We start from the raw sequence: 19,536 nt of genomic DNA, 5'->3' as shown, positions 1-19,536 counted from the left end.
AGCCCTGCAACAAAATCCGGCAGTAATTTCCACCCGACCTTTGTCTAAACAAAAAACAATACTCATGACAAAAGTTTGGTTTATCACAGGAAGCTCACGGGGCCTCGGTCGCAGTCTTACTGCTGCAGTGCTCGCCCAGGGCGATCAGGTTGCCGCTGCCGCCCGCACCCCCGCACAACTAAATGACCTCGCCGCACAATACCCCAGCCAGCTCCTTCCCCTACAACTCGATGTAACAAACAACCAACAGATCCAACAGGCAATAGATACAGCCATCGCACAATTTGGTAAAATTGATGTGCTGGTAAACAATGCCGGCTTTGGTATTACCGGCGCCGCAGAAGCCTTCACCGAAGAACAGGTACGCAGCCAGCTGGAAACAAACCTCTACGCACCCATCGCTATCACCAGGGCAGTCCTTCCGCACATGCGTAAACAACGCGCCGGTCGCATCCTCCAGATCAGCTCCATAGGCGGCCGCGTAGGAAACCCCGGTCTCACCATCTACCAGGCGGCTAAGTTCGGCCTCGGCGGATTCACCGAAGCACTGGCCAAAGAAGTAGCACCGCTGGGCATCTTCGTTACCTCCGTAGAGCCAGGCGGATTCCGCACCGACTGGGGCGGCGCATCCATGACCTTCGCAACACCCATCGAAGATTATGAACCTACCGTTGGCTGGATGATAAAATACCTCCGCGAAGGAAACTATGTGCCGGTAGGCGATCCTGAAAAAGCCGCCAAAGTAATGGTGGATCTGGCAAACCATCCCGCCCCACCTGTGCATCTCATCCTGGGCAGCGAAGCCGCAGGGATTTTAAAACAGGCGGATGCCGCGCGACAGGCAGAATTTGAAAAGTGGCTGCCCGTTAGTACTTCCACTGATCACGATGATGCTGTCGACTTCTTCGGAACAACCGCAGCAGATAAATTCGCCACAAAAACAGCCGAGTAACATGAAAACAATAGACCATATATATATCAACGGCGCCTTCGTAACACCACATGGCGCCACTACCTTCGATCTCATCAACCCCAGCACCAATCAACAAATAGGAACAGTAACACTGGGGGATGAAACGGATGTAAACAGAGCCGTTGCCGCAGCAAAAGCCGCCTTTGCTACCTTTTCAAAAACAACGGTGCAACAACGGAGCAACTACCTCCAACGCCTACACGACGCCATGCAGAAAAGAGTGCCGGACCTGGTGGAAGCCTCCATCATCGAATACGGCGCCCCTGCGCAACGGGCCCTGGCCAGCAATCAACTGGCCGCCGATAGTTTTCTTCACTATAAAAAAGTATTGGAAGATTTCTCCTTCACCCGCAAAGCAGGCACCTCGGATGTGGTCATGGAACCATTGGGCGTAGTTGGAATTATTACGCCCTGGAATGCGAATGCCAGCTATATTTGCAATAAACTGGCTACCGCTGTCGCGGCAGGTTGCACTGCTGTTATCAAGCCCAGTGAAATGAGCGCCATTCAAACACAGATCGTCGCAGAAGCGCTTCATGAAGCAGGACTGCCGCCGGGAGTATTCAATATCGTCAATGGCCTGGGCAATGTAGTAGGCGCAGAAATCACACTGCATCCCGGTATCGCCAAGATCTCTTTCACCGGCTCTACAGCAGTGGGAAAAATGATTGCACGCGGCGCCGTAGATACCATGAAACGGGTCACACTGGAACTCGGCGGCAAATCCGCCAATATCATCCTCGATGATGCCGATTTCAGTACCGCCATTCCGATGGCAGTAGCCGCCTGCTTTATGAACAACGGGCAGGCATGCATCGCGGGTACAAGACTGCTGGTACCGGAAGCCAGGCTGGAAGAAGTAAAAGCCCTGCTGAAATCAGCGGTGGCAAAGGTGAAAGTTGGCGACCCTATGGACAAAACAACGACTATAGGCCCGCTCGTGAGCAGGAAACAATACGACCGCGTGCAGCAGTATATTCAACTGGGCATCGATCAGGGTGCAGAACTGCTGACAGGCGGTACAGGACATCCCGAAGGATTGGAAGCGGGTAACTTCGTGCAACCAACCGTGTTCACCGGCGTTACCCGGAACATGCGGATCGCCAGCGAAGAAATATTCGGACCGGTAATGTCGGTGATGACTTACAAAACAATCGAAGAAGCCATCGATATCGCTAATGATACAACATACGGCCTGATGGCGTACATCAGCTCATCCAACGAAAAGACAGCAAGGGATATCGCAGGAAAAATTGCAGCAGGACGGGTGCTTATTAATACGCTGAATCATGATCCACTGGCGCCCTTCGGAGGATTTAAACAGTCAGGTATCGGAAGGGAATTTGGCGCATATGGATTGGAAGAATATGTAGAACCGAAAACCATCATTCTATAATATTATGTCGAAGGAAATTGTTTATTCCTGTTACGTAAACAGGAGCAGGGAAGGAGAACAGTTTGTTCCGGTACACGTTTTCAGTTACCAGATCACGGGCGCCATCACATTTAATGATGGACAACGCAATCAAACTTTTGATGAGGGAACTTTCCGTTTCTGCAGACGGAATAAACTGCTCAAATTCTTCAAACAACCACCGGAAAATGGTGAGTTTAAAACAATCTCCGTTTATCTCGATGAAACCACGCTCCGTAATTTCAGTATGGAATATGGCTATGCAGCTGATAAACAGGTGGACAGCGAAACCGTGATGGAACTGAAACCCCATCCGCTGCTGCAAAGTTATGTTGCCTCCTTACAGCCTTATGAAAAGCTGAATGAACCGGGCAACGATCACCTGTTTGCACTGAAGCTGAAAGAGGCCATCCTCATCCTCCTGAAAGTAGATCCGGCACTCAAAAATATTCTCTTCGATTTTACAGAACCAGGCAAAATAGACCTGGAGGCTTTTATGCAGCAAAACTATCACTTCAATGTAGAAATGAAACGCTTTGCCTATTTAACCGGCAGAAGCCTGGCTACCTTTAAGCGCGATTTTGAAAAGATCTTTCATACCTCGCCCAGCCGCTGGCTGCAACAGAAACGACTCCAGGAAGCCTACTATCTCATCAAGGAAAAAGGACGAAAAATATCGGATGTATACCTGGAAGTAGGATTTGAAGATCTGTCACATTTTTCTTTTGCTTTTAAAAAGACGTTTGGCGTGGCGCCGTCGATGCTGGTATAACAAGGGGCTGCCGGTAAAGACAGCCCCCTGATGCTTATAGCCGTTGACCGCCAATAGCCAAACCGCCATCTACCAGGATGCTCTCCCCGGTAACAAACGATGCTGCCGGACTGCTCAGCCACAACACCAGTTCAGCCACCTCTTCAGGTTTCGCAAAACGGCCCATAGGCGCATGTTTCTTAAAAGGCTCCTGTAAAGCTTCCGCATTCTCCGTAGGGAAAAACCGGTCGAACATCGGTGTGTGGATATAACCCGGCTGAATATTATTTACCCGGATACCCGCCGCCGCTGTTTCAATCGCCAGCGCCCGGATCAGGCCATCGGTACCCGCTTTGCTGGCGGAATATACACCCGAACCAGCTCCCGCTCCGCGGGCCAGCCACGACGAAGTATTTACAATCGCCCCACCAGTACCCTGTTTTTTGAATTGCTCAATTTCATATTTGCAGGATAACCACACACCCTTTAAATTGATGCCGATCACCTTATCAAATTCTTCTTCCGGTGTATCTTCAATCAGCCCAAACCGGCCTTCAATACCCGCATTATTAAAGGCAATGTCCAGTTGCCCGAAACGAGTCACGGTATCAGCTACCAGCTTTTGCACAACAGGGCCCTGCGACACATCGGCCGCAATAAAATGTACATCGGAACTGATCTGTTGTAAATGCTGTAATGCTTTTTGTCCTTCTGTTTCCCGGCGTCCTGCAATCACCACTTTGGCGCCATTGCGCAGAAATAATTCAGCTGTTGCCAAACCTATACCGGTAGTGCCTCCTGTAATCAGGGCTACTTTGTCTTTTAATGCTTCCTGTGCCATATATTTTTTATTTATGACACAAAGATAGCCGGCACCGTACGCCCGGAATTATGCGAATCAAACAGGTAGTTATGAAATGGAAACAGTTGCCTTCCGGAACTGGTTAGGCGTTTGACCAGCTTGTTTTTTAAAGAAGATGTTGAAGTTGGAAGCATGCTCGAAGCCCAGGCAGTAACCGATTTCCGCAATATCGCAATTGCTGTGCAGCAGCAGCGCCTTTGCTTCGGCGGTTATTTTCTCCGAAATCCACTCGGTAGTGGTTTTTCCGGTGGTTTCCTTTAACGCCCGGTTTAAGTGATTGGTATGAACAGATAAATGTTCGGCAAACTCATTGGCATTTTTCAGCCGGATCACCTGGTGGGGCGGATCAATAGGGAACTGTCTTTCCAGCAAAGCGATAAATAATTCACTGATCCGCTGGGAGGCATTGCCCGCCTGGTAATAGGTTTCAGGTGGCTGCATCTTCAGCGCTTCATGCATAATGATCTGCACATAGCTTTTCTGCAATTCCTGCCTGTTGGCATAACCGGAATTCATCTCCCGCAGCATGTTCTCAAATATCTGCTGCAGAAAATCCACTTTCTCTTTATCAGGAAAAAAGATGTGATTACCGCCGGTTTTAAACAACGGCGATTGCGCAAGGCTTCCATTCTTCAAATGCGCATCTATAAAGTCTTCCTGGAACAGGCAGAAATAGCCGGTTTGCACGTTGGTAGTGGGTTCCCAGGAGTAAGGGATCATCGGGTTCATGAAAGAAAGACAGGCGCCTTCTATACGGATACTTTTATCTGAATAAGATAAAATACCACCGCCCTGTATAATGAGCGAGATCTTATAAAAATCCCTCCTGTTGGAAGGCAAATTGGTAGCACTGCAGCCAAATTCCTCCAGCCGGTTTACACTGAACTGTCCGCTTGGGTATTCCTTTCCATGTAATTCAAAAAAGGAGGCTACACTTTCTTTTGCTTTCATAGCGCCAAAGTTATGAAATTCAAACGTAACAATAGCCGGTTGTGCTCCTCCGGGTAAACCCCTTTTTTCAACAATTCAACCCGTTAAATCCGCAGCTCATGATAAAATAGATGGCCGTAAACCTTTGCTGTTGCATTTTACGGCGGATGCTACGCATAAAACAGCCGCATATGAAATTTGAAAAAGTGCACAACAAAGGTCAGGCGCAGATTTTCAGTAACAGGTACCTGGAGTTCCTTACAAAAACCCATCCCGTCATTATCTTCGGGATGTATCTGCCCGTAATCAGCTACATGATATATTACAGCCGCACTTCATTACATTATTCCTGGTGGGAAATTGGCGCAATTTACCTGGCCGCCGTAACCGGCTGGACACTCTTTGAATACCTCGCTCACCGGTTTATCTTTCACTGGGTCAGCGAACATCCGCTGGCGAGGAAAGTCACCTATACCCTGCATGGCAATCATCATGAATATCCGCGCGACCGCCAACGGCTGTTTATGCCGCCCGTGCCAAGCCTTATCATTTCTTCCTTTCTTTTTGCTGTCTTTTATTTACTGATGCACAACGCCGCCTGGGTATTTTTCCCGGGCTTTATTTCCGGGTACCTTGCCTATGGAAGCATGCACTACGCCATCCACGCCTGGGCGCCACCTTTCAAATGGCTGAAGCCCTTGTGGCGTAACCACCACCTGCATCACTATAAAAACGAGGAACTGGGTTTTGGCGTAAGCTCTACGCTGTGGGACCGCGTGTTTGGTACCATGTTCTGATACGGCATCGCCGGAAATTAGGTGATCCGATTATTGTCAGGTTTACATTTAATTGCTACCTTAGTTGAAGAGGCCTATTAAACAGCATCTTCAAAGAAGAAAGCAGTGATCTATACCAATTCACGTACTCATATTCTGGTTAGCGTAATATCCCTGGTCGTGGCAATGCTGCTCATACGCAGTGAAGCGCGGGCACAGCAACAGCCTATCAGTCATCTCGGCATTGAGCGGGGACTGTCCAATAATTCCGTTACCTGCATACATAAAGACCGGTATGGTTTTATGTGGTTTGGAACTTACGATGGACTAAACCGTTTCGACGGCTATAGCTTCAAAGTAAGCCGGCAGCAGCTCAAAGTGCCGAACTCCCTGATCAATAACCGCATCGTTGCCATCGCAGAAGATTCTACAGGCTATATGTGGGTAGGTACCAAACATGGTGCGAACCGGTTGAATAGTCCAATAGGCATATTCCAGCCGGTGTATTACCGCAGCTGGACAAAAGGCGATACCCTGCCCGTTTCTTCAGAAGTATATACCATCGTCACCAACCGGAAAGGGCTGGTGCTAATGGGCACCGCCAATCATGGTCTCCTTGTTTATCCGCCAGCTGGCAACCTCGCCCGGCAAATCCCGCTGGCAGGTGTCAATACCATTGTCAACAACAACGTTCCCGCTATCGTGAATGATGCCCACGGCCGGTGCTGGCTCATCGTACAGAACGTAGGACTTTGCCGCTATGATGAAAATAAACAGCAGATCATCCTGGTAAACGGACAACAGAAAAGAGGGAATTGCCTGATCGCTGATGCGTCCGGGCAATTATGGATGGGCACCGACGAAGGCGTTTACCTTTACAATCCCGCCACCAATAACCTTTCCCGGTCATTAGCGGCCACCCGCCGGCAGGATAGTAAAGTGATCAGCTTAACGATCGACGCCAGCCGGCAGCTGTGGGTAGCTACCGATGGAGATGGCATTTTTGTAATGCCGGCACAAAAAGATACCGCCTGGCAACTTCAAACCGGGAAAGATAAATCTTCCCTTACCAGCAACGCGGTGTATGCGGTGTATGAAGATCGTGACCAACGCAAATGGATCGGTACCCTGCGCGGAGGCATTAATATTATAGATAAACAGAAATCCCGGTTTACTACCATCACCCCCAATCCCTTACCCGGTAATAGCCCGGCAGCGAATTTTGCTTTTTCATTTTGTGAAGATGATAATAAAGATATCTGGATAGGATCCGACGGCGGCGGGATCTCTGTATGGAACCGGAAACAAAACACCTATGCCGCCTTTGTCCACAAAGCCAATAGCCCCGGTTCACTCAGTAATAATAATGTTACCAGTATCGTAAAAGACGAGGATAATAATATCTGGGTGGCCACCTTCGGCGGCGGCATCAACCGCTATAACAGATCAACGCATACCTTTGAAAAATACCCGTGCAGTCTTAATGGTTATGAAGATAAGTTCATCTGGAAACTCTATCTCGACAGTCAGGATAACCTATGGGCGGGCGCATGCATGGGAGGCACCATCTACCGTCTGAACAAAACTGCCAACCGCTTCGAGTGTTTTGATCCCGGCCTCCGCGATATTATCACCATCGCGGAAGATAAAGCCGGCGACCTTTGGCTCGGCACTTTCAACAGGCTCATAAAAGCGGACACGAAAAACCGGCAGCACCAGTATTATAATATGGACTTCAACGTCCGGGCGATCTGTGAAGACAATGCCCGCCATTTCTGGATAGGCACCGAAGGAGGAGGACTCGTGCAGTTTGACCGCCGCACCGGTAAAACCACTACCATCGCAGAACAGGAAGGACTGCCCAATAACGCTGTCCTTAATATTGAAGAAGATAATAAAGGAAACCTGTGGATGAGTACCTACAACGGCATCTGCCGCTATAGCCCGTCCACCAGGCAATGTAAAAACTTTTATGAGTCCGACGGATTGCAAAGCAACCAGTTCAACTACAACGCATCATTGCGCCTGTCGTCCGGAGAACTGCTTTTTGGCGGCATCAAAGGGTTTAACATTTTTGACCCTGCCGCCATCGCGGAAAAAAACGACTTCCCGCCGCTGCTCATCGCAGGGCTACGTATTTCCAACACGCCATATGATCCGGAACATACCAAAAGCAGCCACCAGTCGCTAAGTTATCTTGATGAACTGGTGCTGCCCTATGATAAGGCCGTATTTTCCCTCGACTATGTAGCGCTGGAATACTCTTCCCCGGATAAGATTGCCTATGCATATTATATGGAGGGCTGGGATAACGACTGGAACTATGTGAACGCACAACGAACCGCCAACTATACCCGCCTGCATGAAGGCAATTACACCTTCCGTATAAAAAGCACCAATGCAGATGGCATCTGGAATCCGCAGGAACGGATCATCAAAATTAAAGTGCTGCCTCCGTGGTACCGCACCTGGCTGGCATACATCATATACGCATTACTCACCGGCGGCCTTTTATACGCTTATCGCTTTTACCAGCGCAGGCAGGCCCGTCTCCGGTATGAAATAGAACTGTCGCATATCCGGTCGGAAAAAGAAAAAGAAGTGCATGAAAAAAGACTCTCGTTCTTTACCAACGTGTCGCATGAATTCCGGACCCCGCTCACGCTGATTATCAATCCTGTAAAAGAACTCCTTTACAGCGATGGCAGGCAAATCGAAAGCAAGGACCTCACCATCGTATACCGCAATGCCCGCCGCTTACTGAGCCTGGTAGACCAGCTCCTGCTATTCAGAAAAGCCGACCAGGAAGAAGCCCAGCTGAAAATTGTGCCCCTGGACATGGCCGCTATCTGCCGGGAAGTGTATCTCTGCTTTACTCACCAGGCTGGCATGAAGAAACTGCAGTTCGACTTCATCTGTAACGCGGAACAGGTAATGGCATACGCCGACCGCGAGAAAATAGAAGTGGCCTTGTTTAACCTGTTGTCTAACGCCTTTAAATATACGCCCGACGGCGGCAGCATCCATTTTTCGCTGTCGGATCTCCCCGAAGGTATTGTCATCCGCGTTGCCGACAGCGGTTGCGGCATCCCCAGCCAGGTAGGCAATCAACTCTTTGAACGCTTTTACCAGGTATCAGAAAAAGATACTTCCCTGAAAAATGGCTTCGGTATAGGATTATATCTCGTTAAAAAATTTGTACAGGCGCATAAAGGTACCGTGGCATATGAAAGTGAGCCGGGCAACGGTACCACCTTTACGATTACCCTGCAAAAGGGCAGGGATCACCTGCAGGGCTATACGATTTTCGAAGAAACTGCCGGAATGGAATCGCTGTTGGAAGAACTGGTGGAAGAAGATGACCTGGCACTGATGGAAGCAGAAGAAGCTGCTGCGGAAGATACCCTGGACGTGTTGCTGTCGCCCCGCCCCAGCATGCTCATTGTAGACGACAATGGCCAGATACGCGACTACATCAAAAGCATTTTCAAGGCAACCTTCAATATTTATGAGGCATCAGAAGGAGGGGAGGGCTACCAACTGGCCAGCCGCCACCTGCCCGATATCATTATCAGCGATGTGCTGATGGAAGGACAAAGCGGTATTGAATTGTGCCGCCAGATAAAGTCGGATCCGGCGTTGGGCCATATCCCTGTGGTATTGCTTACGGCCAGCTCTTCTCCCGAAATAAAATTAAAAGGCATCGAAGGCGGGGCCGACGACTATCTCAGCAAGCCATTTGACAAAGACCTCTTCGTGGCGCGCATTACCAATATTATCCGCAGCCGCAACACCCTGCAGCAATATTTTTACAAGGAAATCACGCTGAACACCGGCAACCAGAAAATATCGGCAGAATACAAGGAGTTCCTGCACCGTTGTATTGCTGTTACCGAGAAGCATCTTGATAACCCCGACTTCAACATTAAACTGTTCGCCCTCGAAATAGGGATCAGTCACTCCACCCTTTATAAAAAGGTGAAATCCATTTCCGGCCACTCCGTAAATGAGTTTATCCGTTTCATCCGGTTGAGGAAAGCAGCAGAGCTGCTCATTAATACCGGATGCAATGTAAATGAGGCCGCCTTCCAGGTAGGATTTAACGACGTGAAGTATTTCCGGGAGCAATTTTGTAAGGTGTTCGAGATGAACCCATCTGCCTATATCCGGAAATACCGTAAAAAGTTTGATAACCAGAAGCAGGTATAAATTTCCGGGAGATAGAAATGCGGGTAGCTATCTCCCGGAATCAAAATCCCTTGAATATTAGCGCCTTATTCCCAATTTCTCCCCCTAAATAGGCGAATCTCTCCCCCATGATTCAGGATGATTCATCCGAATTTTACCCCTGTCAACCAATGTAATGCGGGGCATACAGCCACGTCATTCTCAAAAGTCAATACCCAACGTTATGAAAAAAAGCTACTGTAGTGTGCGGTCTTTTTTACGGATAACTTATGTTGTCCTCCTGTCCCTGACCTCATTACCTCTCTTTACCTTTGCCGCCGTTAAACCGGCCGGCGTCATCATTACCGGTAAGGTAACCGATGAAAAAGGCAGCGCCCTGATAGGCACTACCATCGTGGTAGAAGGTACCCAGAAATCCACTTCGGCCGATTCGGATGGCAATTACCGCATAGATGTGCCGGAGGGCAAACGGGTGCTGGTATTCTCCTGTATCGGGTATATTACCCGCAAAGTATCGCTGGGCAGCGGAGCAGTTTTAAATGTAAAGATGCAGCCGGACGAAAAGAACCTCGGGGAAGTGGTGGTGGTGGGATACGGCGTGCAGAAAAAGGTAACCGTTACCGGCGCTGTGGCGTCCATCGGTACAAAAGATCTGTTACAATCCCCCGTTGCCAACGTATCCAACATGCTGGTGGGTCGCCTGCCAGGCCTTATTGCGGTACAACGCAGCGGCGAACCGGGCCAGGATGGTTCCAGCCTGAAGATCCGCGGTATCGGCACACTGGATGCCGGCTCCGGGTCGGACCCGCTTATCATGGTGGATGGAATTGAACGCTCCAACATCAACCAGATAGATCCCAACGAAATAGAAACCATCAATATCTTGAAAGATGCCTCTTCTACAGCGGTATATGGTGTGAGGGGCGCCAACGGCGTAATCCTGATCACCACCCGCCGCGGCAAAATGGGGCCTCCCAAGCTGAGCTTAACTTCCAACCTGGGCCGGCAAAGCCCTACCCAGCTGCCCAAAATGGTGAGCAGCTATGAGTATGCCACCCTGAAAAATGAAGCGCTCAAAAACGACGGAAAGGAGCCTTATTTTACGGAAGAGGACCTGGAACTGTTTAAATCCGGCAAGGACCCCGTGTTTCATCCCAGCATCGACTGGTTCGATATGATGCTGAAACCTTATTCCCTTCAATCACAGCACAACCTGAATATCAGCGGCGGCACCTCGCTGGCCAGATACTTTATTTCAGGCGGCTATTTTGAACAGAACGGGGCTTACCGCTATGCCGACTATAACCCCGAATTCAGCGCCAATCCAAAATACAAACGGTATAACTTCCGCTCTAATTTCGATTTTGATGTAACCCCGCTGTTTACCGTAAAAGTAAACCTCGGCGGACAGGTAGAGAATCAGAATTACCCGGCCAAATCTGCCGGCGATATCTTCTTTGATGTGCTGTCGGCCAATCCTTTCAGCAGCCCCGGTATTGTGGATGGTAAGCTGGTCACGATTTCCGGCGCCGTAAACGGCAGGAACCCGCTGCTCACCATGCTGAACGCAGGCTACCAGCAGTTGTTTAAAAGCAATGTGAATTCTTCCGTTATCCTGAACCATAAACTGGATTTTATAACGGCTGGATTATCGGCCCGTGGTACCATCGCTTACGATAGCTGGTACAGCCACTCTATCAGGCGCTCTAAAAACAACGTTACCTACCTCGCTGTAAAGACCCGGCCAACGCCGGTAATATCCTCTATGTGCCGCAGGGCGAAGAAACCACCCTCGGCTTCAGCGAAGGATACGACAAGCGCCGCAAAATATATGGTGAGCTGGCAGTGGATTATAACCGCAGTTTTGGATCGCATAACGTTACCGGCTTACTGCTGTATAATCAGAGTAAAGCCTATGCACCTACGCTCACCTATAAAGTACCCAACGCCTACCTCGGAATGGCGGCACGCGTGACCTATAACTTCAAAAGCCGCTACCTGGTGGAGTTTAACATGGGTTATAACGGCTCTGAAAACTTTCCCGAGGGCAAAAGATTTGGTTGGTTCCCTGCTTACTCCCTGGGGTGGGTGGCTTCAGATGAACCCTTCTTTCCAAAGAATAAATACCTCACCTTCCTGAAAGTAAGAGGATCTTATGGAGAAGTGGGCAACGATAAACTCTCCGATATCTTCAATGGCGGCTCCCGGTTCCTCTACCTTCCTTCTTCTTTCGCATACGGCGGTGGATACAATTTCGGCGAAGTAGGTTCCTCTTACCAATGGTATGGCGGTTCTTACGAAGGCAAACTCGGTAACCCGGATATCACCTGGGAAAGAGCCAAGAAATCCAACATCGGCCTTGAAATGAAATTGCTGAACAACAGGTTGTCTTTCACCGGCGACTACTTCCAGGAAAAACGTAATAATATCCTGGCTATGCGCGGCGCCGTGCCGGGCATTGTAGGAGTGAGCGACCTGCCAGCGTATAACCTGGGAAGGGTTAACAACAAAGGGTTTGAACTGGATGCCGGCTACAACGACTATGCTGGCAAAGTGAACTACTGGGTAAAAGCGAACTACTCTTTTGCCCGTAATAAAATAGAATTTAAAGATGAAGCTCCGCGGGTATACGCCTATCAAAACGAAACCGGTAACCCGGTAGGTCAGTATTTTGGCCTGGTGGCAGAAGGACTGTTCAATTCCTGGGACGAGATCAATGATACAAAAAGACCACAGTCGTCCTATGCGCCCGGCGCCAACGGCAGGGATGCCCTCCAGCCCGGCGATATCCGCTATAAAGATGTGAATGGTGATGGCGTCATCAACAACGACGACCAGATGCCTATCGGTTACTCGCAGCTCCCGCAAATTATTTATGGTTTCTCCTTCGGTGCAGCCTATAAAGGATTCGATTGCTCGGTGCTGTTCCAGGGCGCCGGCAAAGCTTCCGTATACCTGGAGCAAATGGCGGCATGGCCATTTGACACCGACTGGCGCAATGCAATGTCGGTACACATGGAGCGCTGGAACGAAGAACGGTATAAGGCCGGTGAAAACATCACGTTTCCCCGCCTGTCGCAAAGCCCTGCCGGCAACAACTATCAGCGTTCCAGCTACTGGCTGAAAGATGCCAGCTACCTGCGACTCAAGAACGTGGAAGTGGGCTACACCTTTACGGATGGCATCCTGAAACGCGCAAAGATCGGCAGCGTACGGGTATATGCCAATGGCATGAACCTCGTTACCTGGTCGTCCCTGAAAACATACGACCCTGAAGCGCCGGATGGCCGCGGGCAGTTTTATCCGCAACAAAAGGTATACAACGTGGGGTTGAATCTGCAGTTCTAAAAAATACAAACTATGCAACAAGTAAAATACTATATCATATTAAGTCTGCTGCTGGGCGCATTCTTTTCCTGCACAAGGGATTTTCTTGAGAAGCCGCCATCCGTGGATATTACAGAAGATACTATTTTTTCAAAGATCAGGAATGCAGAAACATTTCTGTATGATGTATATGGCAACAGCATGCCTTCAGGATTACCTACCGGCTGGAGTACTTCGAGCAGCGGCGGCATCGTAGCCGGTGTGCTGGCGGCGGCCTGTGATGAAGGGGATATTGCGGACAGCTGGCCAGGCGCCAACCGTTTTAACGAAGGGCAATGGAACGCCAACGATAACCCGGAAGATGATTTCAATACGCACTATAAAGCCATCCGCAAAGCCAATATTTTTATGGAGCGCATCGACGGTGTGCCGGATGCCACCGCGGAATATAAGACACAACTGAAAGCAGAAGCGCGTTTCCTGCGCGCCCTGCAGTACTTTGAACTGGTGAAGCGTTATGGCGGCGTGCCTATTGTAGACAGGCGTTTGCTCAATAGCGACGATCTGAAACTGCCGCGTAACAAACTGGAAGATTGTATCAATTTCATCGTGGCCGATTGTGATGCTGCTGTAACCGGGCTGCCGCCTGCACAGGAAGGTTTCCTCCGGGGCCGCATCAGCAAAGGCGCGGTGCTGTCATTGAAATCGCGCGTGCTGTTGTATGCAGCAAGTCCGTTGTTCAACAGCGCCACCCCATATGTAGCCACCACCGACGCTATCGCTACATTGGTGGGCTATCATAACTACGATGCTGCCCGCTGGCAGAAGGCCGCGGATGCCGCCAAAGCGGTGCTCGACTGGGCGCCCACCGGGAGCTGCCGCCTGATCACCGAGTTTGGCGCGGATAAGAATTATGAGTACGTGTGGTCACAGCCGGATAACGCGGAAATCATCCTCGCGAATAAATCGAGCGGCTGGTGGGGCATTTATGGCGACTATTTCAACTTCACCATGCCCGTGAATATGTACGGAGGCTGGTATGGTATTTCTGTGCCGATGAACTTCGTGAAACTGTACGAAAAGAAAACCGGTGGCGCTCAAACCTGGCCGGAATCCGGCGATAACGCCAATGCCATGTACGCTTCGCTGGACCCCCGCTTTGCACAATCAATAGGATACAACGGCGCCAACTGGAACAGCGAAATAGGAGCCGTGCAGATGTACATCAAAACAGATGGCAAACCTGCCCTGCATGGCGGCGACCGCGGCGGCGGACAATGGCTGCATAAGTTCCTGCCCCGCAGCGTAACCTGGTCTACCTACGGCGCCACCATCAACTGGCCCGTATTCCGCCTCGCCGAATTTTATCTCAACTATGCAGAGGCGCTGAACGAAGCGCAGGGCCCCGTTACAGAAGTGTATACTGCCATCAACACGGTGCGCGCCCGCTCCGGCATGCCTGCACTTTCAGGTAAAACGAAAGAAGAAATGAGAACGGCCATACGAAATGAACGCACCGTGGAACTGGCATTTGAAGAACATCGCTTCTGGGATGTGCGTCGCTGGAAAATTGCCGGCGACGAAGGGGTGATGAATGGAAAGATGTATGGCCTGAGATTGAAGCCTATTGCCGGCAGCAGCGAATTTCATTTCGACCAGGTAGTGTTTGAACAGAGGGTGTGGAACGATAAAATGTACCTGTATCCTTTCCCCAATGTGGAAATCTACAAACAATACATGATCCAGAACCCAGGCTGGTAATTCCATGCCCGATTGTAAACTTCAATACTGAAACAATGAACTGCATATATAAAATAAAAAGAACAGCTTTGCTAACGGCAACGGGTACACTATTGTCCGTTGCGGCATTGGCACAATCTGCTGCCGACTCTGCCTCGGCAACTGCAGATACCTCCCGGCAGGTACCTGTGGCATATGGCGAACAGGCGTGGTGGAAAGTAACCGGCGCCTATGGACGGGTGAACGGCAACGTGTTACGGAAATCAGCCGCGGCCACCCTGAGCAATGGCCTGTATGGCCGTGTACCTGGGCTCACCGTTATGCAGGGCAGCGGTGAACCAGGCTATGATGCGCCATCCATGACCATACGCGGCGTTAGTTCGTACAGAGGGTCAGGACTCCTTACCTTTGTAGATGGATTTGAAAGTCCTTTTGATCAGCTGGCAGCAGATGAAATAGAAAGCATCACCGTGCTGAAAGATGCCACCGCTACTGCCATGTATGGTATCCGCGGCGCCAATGGCGTATTGCTGGTGACCACCAAAAGAGGCTTCAACGGCAAACCTAAAATCTCCTTCCGCGCACAAACCGGTTTTCAGCGCCCGCAACGGTTGCCGGATTTCCTTGGGTCGTACGACTATGCCACCCTCTACAACGAGGCATTGCGGAATGAAAGTAAAACAGACAAGTACACACCCGCAGACCTGGACGCCTACAAAAGCGGCAACGATAAATATTTTCATCCCGATGTAAACTGGTATGATGAAGTGCTGAAGAAGTCCGCGCCCATGTCGGAGTACAACCTGAACCTCACCGGCGGCAACAGCAACGCTACCTATTTTGTATCGCTGAACGTACTGAAGAACACCGGGCTGTATAAGAACACCGATAAAAAAAGAGAAGAAAGCTCCAACGCCAATTTCCTGCGTTATAATTTCCGCTCCAACGTGGATATTAAAGTAACGCGGCGTTTAAGTACGTCGCTGGACCTGGCCGGAAGGGTGGAGGATCGCAGCTATCCCGGCGTTGGCGCCCCGGAAATATGGAACAATATGATGCTGATACCGCCCAATGCATTCCCGGTACGCAATCCCGATAACTCTTACGGCGGCACCTCGGTATACCGCGGTAACCCCGTAGGACTGGTACTGGGTCGTGGTGTAGCTACCACGCACGCCCGCAGCCTGCAGGCGACCATGCGCCTCAGCTATGTCCTGGATCAGATTACACCGGGATTAAAAGCCGGTGCAGCAGTATCTTTCAATAACTGGTTCCAGGGAAATGACGATAAAACCAAGCAGTTCGCCGTATTTCAACTACTCAGGAACCCGGCAGGAGACACTATCTACAACAAGTTTGGCGATAACACCACTATCGTGGAAAACGATGGGGTGAACGACCAGTGGAGACGCACCAACACCCAGTATAATCTTACCTATAACCGTACGTTCGGTGATCATAGCATTGATGCGTTGTTACTTTACCAGCAGGATGTTTATACCATATCCGGTAATAACGTTCCCTATGCACATCAGGGTACTGCCGGCAGGATAACGTATGCGTATAAACGAAAATTCATCGGCGATTTTTCCTTTGGCTACAACGGTTCCGAAAATTTCCCTAAAGGCAAACGCTTTGGCTTTTTCCCTGCCATATCCGCCGGATGGATCTTATCTGAAGAACACTTCCTGCAACAGGCAGAGTGGATCAGCTTCCTGAAACTACGGGCCTCTTATGGCCAGGTGGGCAACGACCAGGTGGGCGGACGCCGGTTTCCTTACAGCCAGTATTACAACAGCGGCGGAGGATATTACTTTGGCACGGATAATCATTATGCCGGTGGTATGGATGAAGGGAGTCTCGCGAACCCCGGCATTACCTGGGAAAAAGACCGCAGGGCCAATATTGGTATAGATGCTTCGCTGCTGAATAATAAAGTCAGCCTGATGCTCGATATCTTCAACGAAAAGAGAACAGATATCCTGGCGGAAAGATACGGCGCTGTTCCCGGCTATATAGGCGTGGGCCTGCCAGCCGAAAACGTAGGCAGCGTACAGAACAGGGGCTTTGAATTGCAACTGGGATACCAGAGCGAAGTAAAACGCAGCTTCAGTTATTTTGCTACTGCCTCCGCAGCTTTCGCCCGGAATAAAATATTGTATATGGCAGAAGCACAACAACCCTATGCCTATCTTAACCGCACCGGTCAAAGCATCGGGCAGCCTTTTGGATTACAGGCTATCGGGTTCTTTAAAGATGAGGCAGATGTAAATAACAGCCCGCAACAGATCTTTGCACCGGTAAAACCCGGCGATATCAAATACAAAGACCAGAACGGCGACCACATCATCGATATTTATGATGAAGTAGCCATTGGCAAACCTGTATTGCCGGAGTGGACTTTCGGTTTGCACCTGGGCGTACAATACAAAGGGTTTGACCTGGATGCATTTTTCCAGGGCGTCACCAACCGCAGCATTATGTTATCCGGCCCGCTGGTATGGGCTTTTGTAAATGATGCAAAAGCAGCGCCCATTGCGATGGGCCGGTGGACGCCGGAAACTGCCGCTACCGCTACCTATCCGCGGCTTACTACTGCAGCCAATGATAACAACTACCGCTCCACAGACTTCTGGCAGCGCAACGGCAGCTTTATAAAACTGCGCAACATTGAACTGGGATACACTTTCCCTGCCTCGCTGTTGTCGCGCATCCGGATGCAGCAACTACGGCTGTATGTGAACGCCACCAATGTGTTTTCGCTGGACCATATTCATTTTGCTGATCCTGAAACACTCAGCGGATATCCTGCTATGCGTTCCATGAACGCTGGTGTACGGGTGCAATTATGATCATCATCTCAACAAAAAATTTCAAGTTATGAAATATAAGTTTTGGTTATTTTTTACAGGAGTAGTTACACTCATCACCGCATCCTGTAAGAAAGATTTCCTGGACAGGCAGATAAGTACGGAGCTAACGAAGGATGAAGTATTTTCTTCCTACGCCAGAACACGTGATTTCCTTATAGGCACTTATGGCTTTTTGCCCGATGGCTTTAACCGGCTGGATAATGCCATGCTCGACGCAGCTACCGATGATGCAGAATTTACCTGGGAAGGCAGCGCCATTCAACGCTATAATAACGGCAGCTGGAACCCCTACATAAATCCGGACGATAACTGGAATACCACTTATACGGCTATACGCCGCACCAATCTTTACCTGGAGCAATCCGGTAATGTGGACCTCAACATGTATAAGCTGAATCCCGATGCCACTGCACAGCAAACTTACCGCAACATGACGGCCGACCTGGAGCGCTGGCGTTATGAAAACCGTTTTCTGCGCGCCTACTTTTATTTTGAACTGGTAACCCGCTATGGCGGCGTACCGCTCATTACTAAAACACTGGCCTTGTCGGACAGCCTCAACCTGCCCCGCAACACCTACGATGAATGCGTGCAGTTTATCACTTCGGAATGCGATTCTGCTGCTGCGCACCTGGCGGTAACAGTTCCCGATAACGATCTGGGAAGGGCTACCAAAGGCGCAGCACTGGCGCTGAAAAGCCGCATGCTCCTTTATTATGCGAGCAGCCTTAATAACAAAGGAAATTTACAGGAGCGATGGATAGCCGCTGCAAAGGCAGCAAAAGAGGTGATTGACCTGAATGCGTATCAGCTGGAAAATGATTACCGTGGACTGTTCCGCAGCACCACCAGCAAAGAGATCATTTTTGCACACCGCTATGCACCCGGCAATGGCTTTGAACGGGCCAACTATCCCATTGGTTATGATGGCGGCGGCAGTGGCACCACGCCCACGCAAAACCTGGTAGATGCCTATGAAATGACCGACGGCAGTACTTTTAACTGGAGTAATCCAGCTCAGGTAGCGCATCCGTACGATAACCGGGATCCGCGTTTAGCCATGACCGTGATCCTTAATAACTCGCAGTGGAAAGGACGCGCCGTAGAGGCATTTACCGGTGGCCGCGAAGGCAGAGGAGTAGACCGTGCTACCAAAACAGGCTATTACCTGAAAAAGTATGTGGATGAAAACCTCGACCTGGTACAGAATAAAACCAGCGTGCATACCTGGATCCTCTTCCGTCTTGGTGAAATCTATCTCAATTATGCGGAAGCCATGAACGAGGCATACGGCCCCGATCAGGACCCGCAGAGTTTTGGCTTAACAGCCCTTGAAGCTATCAACAAGGTACGTGACCGCGCATCCGTTAAGATGCCGCTGTTGCTGGCTGGTCAATGGAATGCCGCCACCCTGCGCGATAAGGTGCGCAATGAAAGAAGGGTGGAGCTGGCCTTTGAAGAACACCGCTATTGGGATGTACGCCGCTGGGAACTGGGGGTAGCCTTGTTCAATACACCGGTGTATGGTGTAAACATCACCCGTGTGAACGCTAATACGTTTACTTATGAAAAAGCAGAAGTGGAAGGAAGGGTGTTTCAACCAAAGATGTACTGGTATCCGATACCACAGGCGGAGAAAATGAAATCATCTGCCCTCGCGCAAACACCAGGCTGGTAAATGTATTATTAAAAGATAACTGAA

At 50.0% G+C, this 19,536-nt stretch carries 11 protein-coding genes and 1 pseudogene; 10 read left to right on the top strand and 2 right to left on the bottom strand.

Translation table 11 applies throughout. The features are described 5' to 3' along the window. The first annotated feature begins 64 nt into the window (after positions 1 to 64). The 3 genes from QFZ51_RS22330 to QFZ51_RS22320 are packed head-to-tail and all read left to right on the top strand — an operon-like array spanning position 65 to position 3,159. Positions 65 to 952, top strand: coding sequence for an oxidoreductase (locus QFZ51_RS22330; protein ID WP_429049051.1), 888 nt, complete (start codon positions 65 to 67; stop codon positions 950 to 952). 1 nt (position 953) lies between these two features. Further along, positions 954 to 2,369, top strand: a complete 1,416-nt coding sequence (locus tag QFZ51_RS22325; RefSeq protein ID WP_429049049.1) for an aldehyde dehydrogenase family protein — start codon at positions 954 to 956, stop codon at positions 2,367 to 2,369. Between the two features lie 4 nt (positions 2,370 to 2,373). Further along, positions 2,374 to 3,159 carry a helix-turn-helix domain-containing protein gene (locus QFZ51_RS22320; protein WP_429049047.1) on the top strand — a complete coding sequence of 262 codons (786 nt, stop codon included), beginning with the start codon at positions 2,374 to 2,376 and terminating at the stop codon, positions 3,157 to 3,159. Between the two features lie 34 nt (positions 3,160 to 3,193). On the opposite strand, the gene QFZ51_RS22315 is transcribed toward QFZ51_RS22320, so the two are convergent. After that, on the bottom strand, positions 3,194 to 3,979 hold the full coding sequence (locus tag QFZ51_RS22315) for an SDR family NAD(P)-dependent oxidoreductase (protein WP_429049045.1): 786 nt from the start codon (positions 3,977 to 3,979) through the stop codon (positions 3,194 to 3,196). 69 nt (positions 3,980 to 4,048) lie between these two features. After that, a complete protein-coding gene (locus QFZ51_RS22310; protein ID WP_429049043.1) occupies positions 4,049 to 4,951 on the bottom strand; it encodes a helix-turn-helix domain-containing protein in 903 nt (300 codons plus the stop codon). A 170-nt stretch (positions 4,952 to 5,121) separates the two neighbouring features. Between QFZ51_RS22310 and QFZ51_RS22305 the strand changes: the two genes are divergently transcribed. The 7 genes and pseudogenes from QFZ51_RS22305 to QFZ51_RS22275 all read left to right on the top strand — a co-directional run bounded on the left by QFZ51_RS22305 (position 5,122) and on the right by QFZ51_RS22275 (position 19,512). Next, positions 5,122 to 5,727, top strand: a complete 606-nt coding sequence (locus QFZ51_RS22305; RefSeq protein ID WP_429049040.1) for a sterol desaturase family protein — start codon at positions 5,122 to 5,124, stop codon at positions 5,725 to 5,727. Between the two features lie 165 nt (positions 5,728 to 5,892). Then, entirely contained in the window at positions 5,893 to 9,915 is a 4,023-nt protein-coding gene (locus QFZ51_RS22300) for a hybrid sensor histidine kinase/response regulator transcription factor (RefSeq protein WP_429051598.1), read from the top strand. A 154-nt stretch (positions 9,916 to 10,069) separates the two neighbouring features. After that, positions 10,070 to 11,635 (top strand): annotated as a pseudogene (locus QFZ51_RS22295) (SusC/RagA family TonB-linked outer membrane protein); the annotation flags it as partial. A gap of 26 nt (positions 11,636 to 11,661) precedes the next feature. Further along, positions 11,662 to 13,242 (top strand): SusC/RagA family TonB-linked outer membrane protein, encoded by a 1,581-nt coding sequence (locus tag QFZ51_RS22290; RefSeq protein WP_429049037.1) that lies wholly within the window; start codon positions 11,662 to 11,664, stop codon positions 13,240 to 13,242. 12 nt (positions 13,243 to 13,254) lie between these two features. After that, positions 13,255 to 14,982 (top strand): RagB/SusD family nutrient uptake outer membrane protein, encoded by a 1,728-nt coding sequence (locus tag QFZ51_RS22285; RefSeq protein WP_429049035.1) that lies wholly within the window; start codon positions 13,255 to 13,257, stop codon positions 14,980 to 14,982. 35 nt (positions 14,983 to 15,017) lie between these two features. Next, on the top strand, positions 15,018 to 17,813 hold the full coding sequence (locus tag QFZ51_RS22280) for a SusC/RagA family TonB-linked outer membrane protein (protein ID WP_429049033.1): 2,796 nt from the start codon (positions 15,018 to 15,020) through the stop codon (positions 17,811 to 17,813). Positions 17,814 to 17,841: 28 nt separating this feature from the next. Further along, positions 17,842 to 19,512 (top strand): RagB/SusD family nutrient uptake outer membrane protein, encoded by a 1,671-nt coding sequence (locus tag QFZ51_RS22275; RefSeq protein WP_429049031.1) that lies wholly within the window; start codon positions 17,842 to 17,844, stop codon positions 19,510 to 19,512. Positions 19,513 to 19,536 lie beyond the last annotated feature (24 nt).

The organism is Chitinophaga sp. W3I9 (assembly GCF_050434025.1).
Taxonomy (GTDB): Bacteria; Bacteroidota; Bacteroidia; order Chitinophagales; family Chitinophagaceae; genus Chitinophaga.
The sequence above is the reverse complement of the archived record's forward strand: the minus strand, read 5'-3'. Positions and strand labels throughout refer to the sequence as shown.

Excerpts from the sequence above, each read along its gene's own strand:
- QFZ51_RS22285 (WP_429049035.1), top strand. The coding sequence starts at position 13,255 with ATGCAACAAGTAAAATACTATATCATATTAAGTCTGCTGCTGGGCGCA.
- QFZ51_RS22315 (WP_429049045.1), bottom strand. The coding sequence starts at position 3,979 with ATGGCACAGGAAGCATTAAAAGACAAAGTAGCCCTGATTACAGGAGGC.
- QFZ51_RS22330 (WP_429049051.1), top strand. The coding sequence starts at position 65 with ATGACAAAAGTTTGGTTTATCACAGGAAGCTCACGGGGCCTCGGTCGC.
- QFZ51_RS22310 (WP_429049043.1), bottom strand. The coding sequence starts at position 4,951 with ATGAAAGCAAAAGAAAGTGTAGCCTCCTTTTTTGAATTACATGGAAAG.
- QFZ51_RS22320 (WP_429049047.1), top strand. The coding sequence starts at position 2,374 with ATGTCGAAGGAAATTGTTTATTCCTGTTACGTAAACAGGAGCAGGGAA.
- QFZ51_RS22275 (WP_429049031.1), top strand. The coding sequence starts at position 17,842 with ATGAAATATAAGTTTTGGTTATTTTTTACAGGAGTAGTTACACTCATC.
- QFZ51_RS22305 (WP_429049040.1), top strand. The coding sequence starts at position 5,122 with ATGAAATTTGAAAAAGTGCACAACAAAGGTCAGGCGCAGATTTTCAGT.
- QFZ51_RS22300 (WP_429051598.1), top strand. The coding sequence starts at position 5,893 with ATGCTGCTCATACGCAGTGAAGCGCGGGCACAGCAACAGCCTATCAGT.
- QFZ51_RS22325 (WP_429049049.1), top strand. The coding sequence starts at position 954 with ATGAAAACAATAGACCATATATATATCAACGGCGCCTTCGTAACACCA.
- QFZ51_RS22280 (WP_429049033.1), top strand. The coding sequence starts at position 15,018 with ATGAACTGCATATATAAAATAAAAAGAACAGCTTTGCTAACGGCAACG.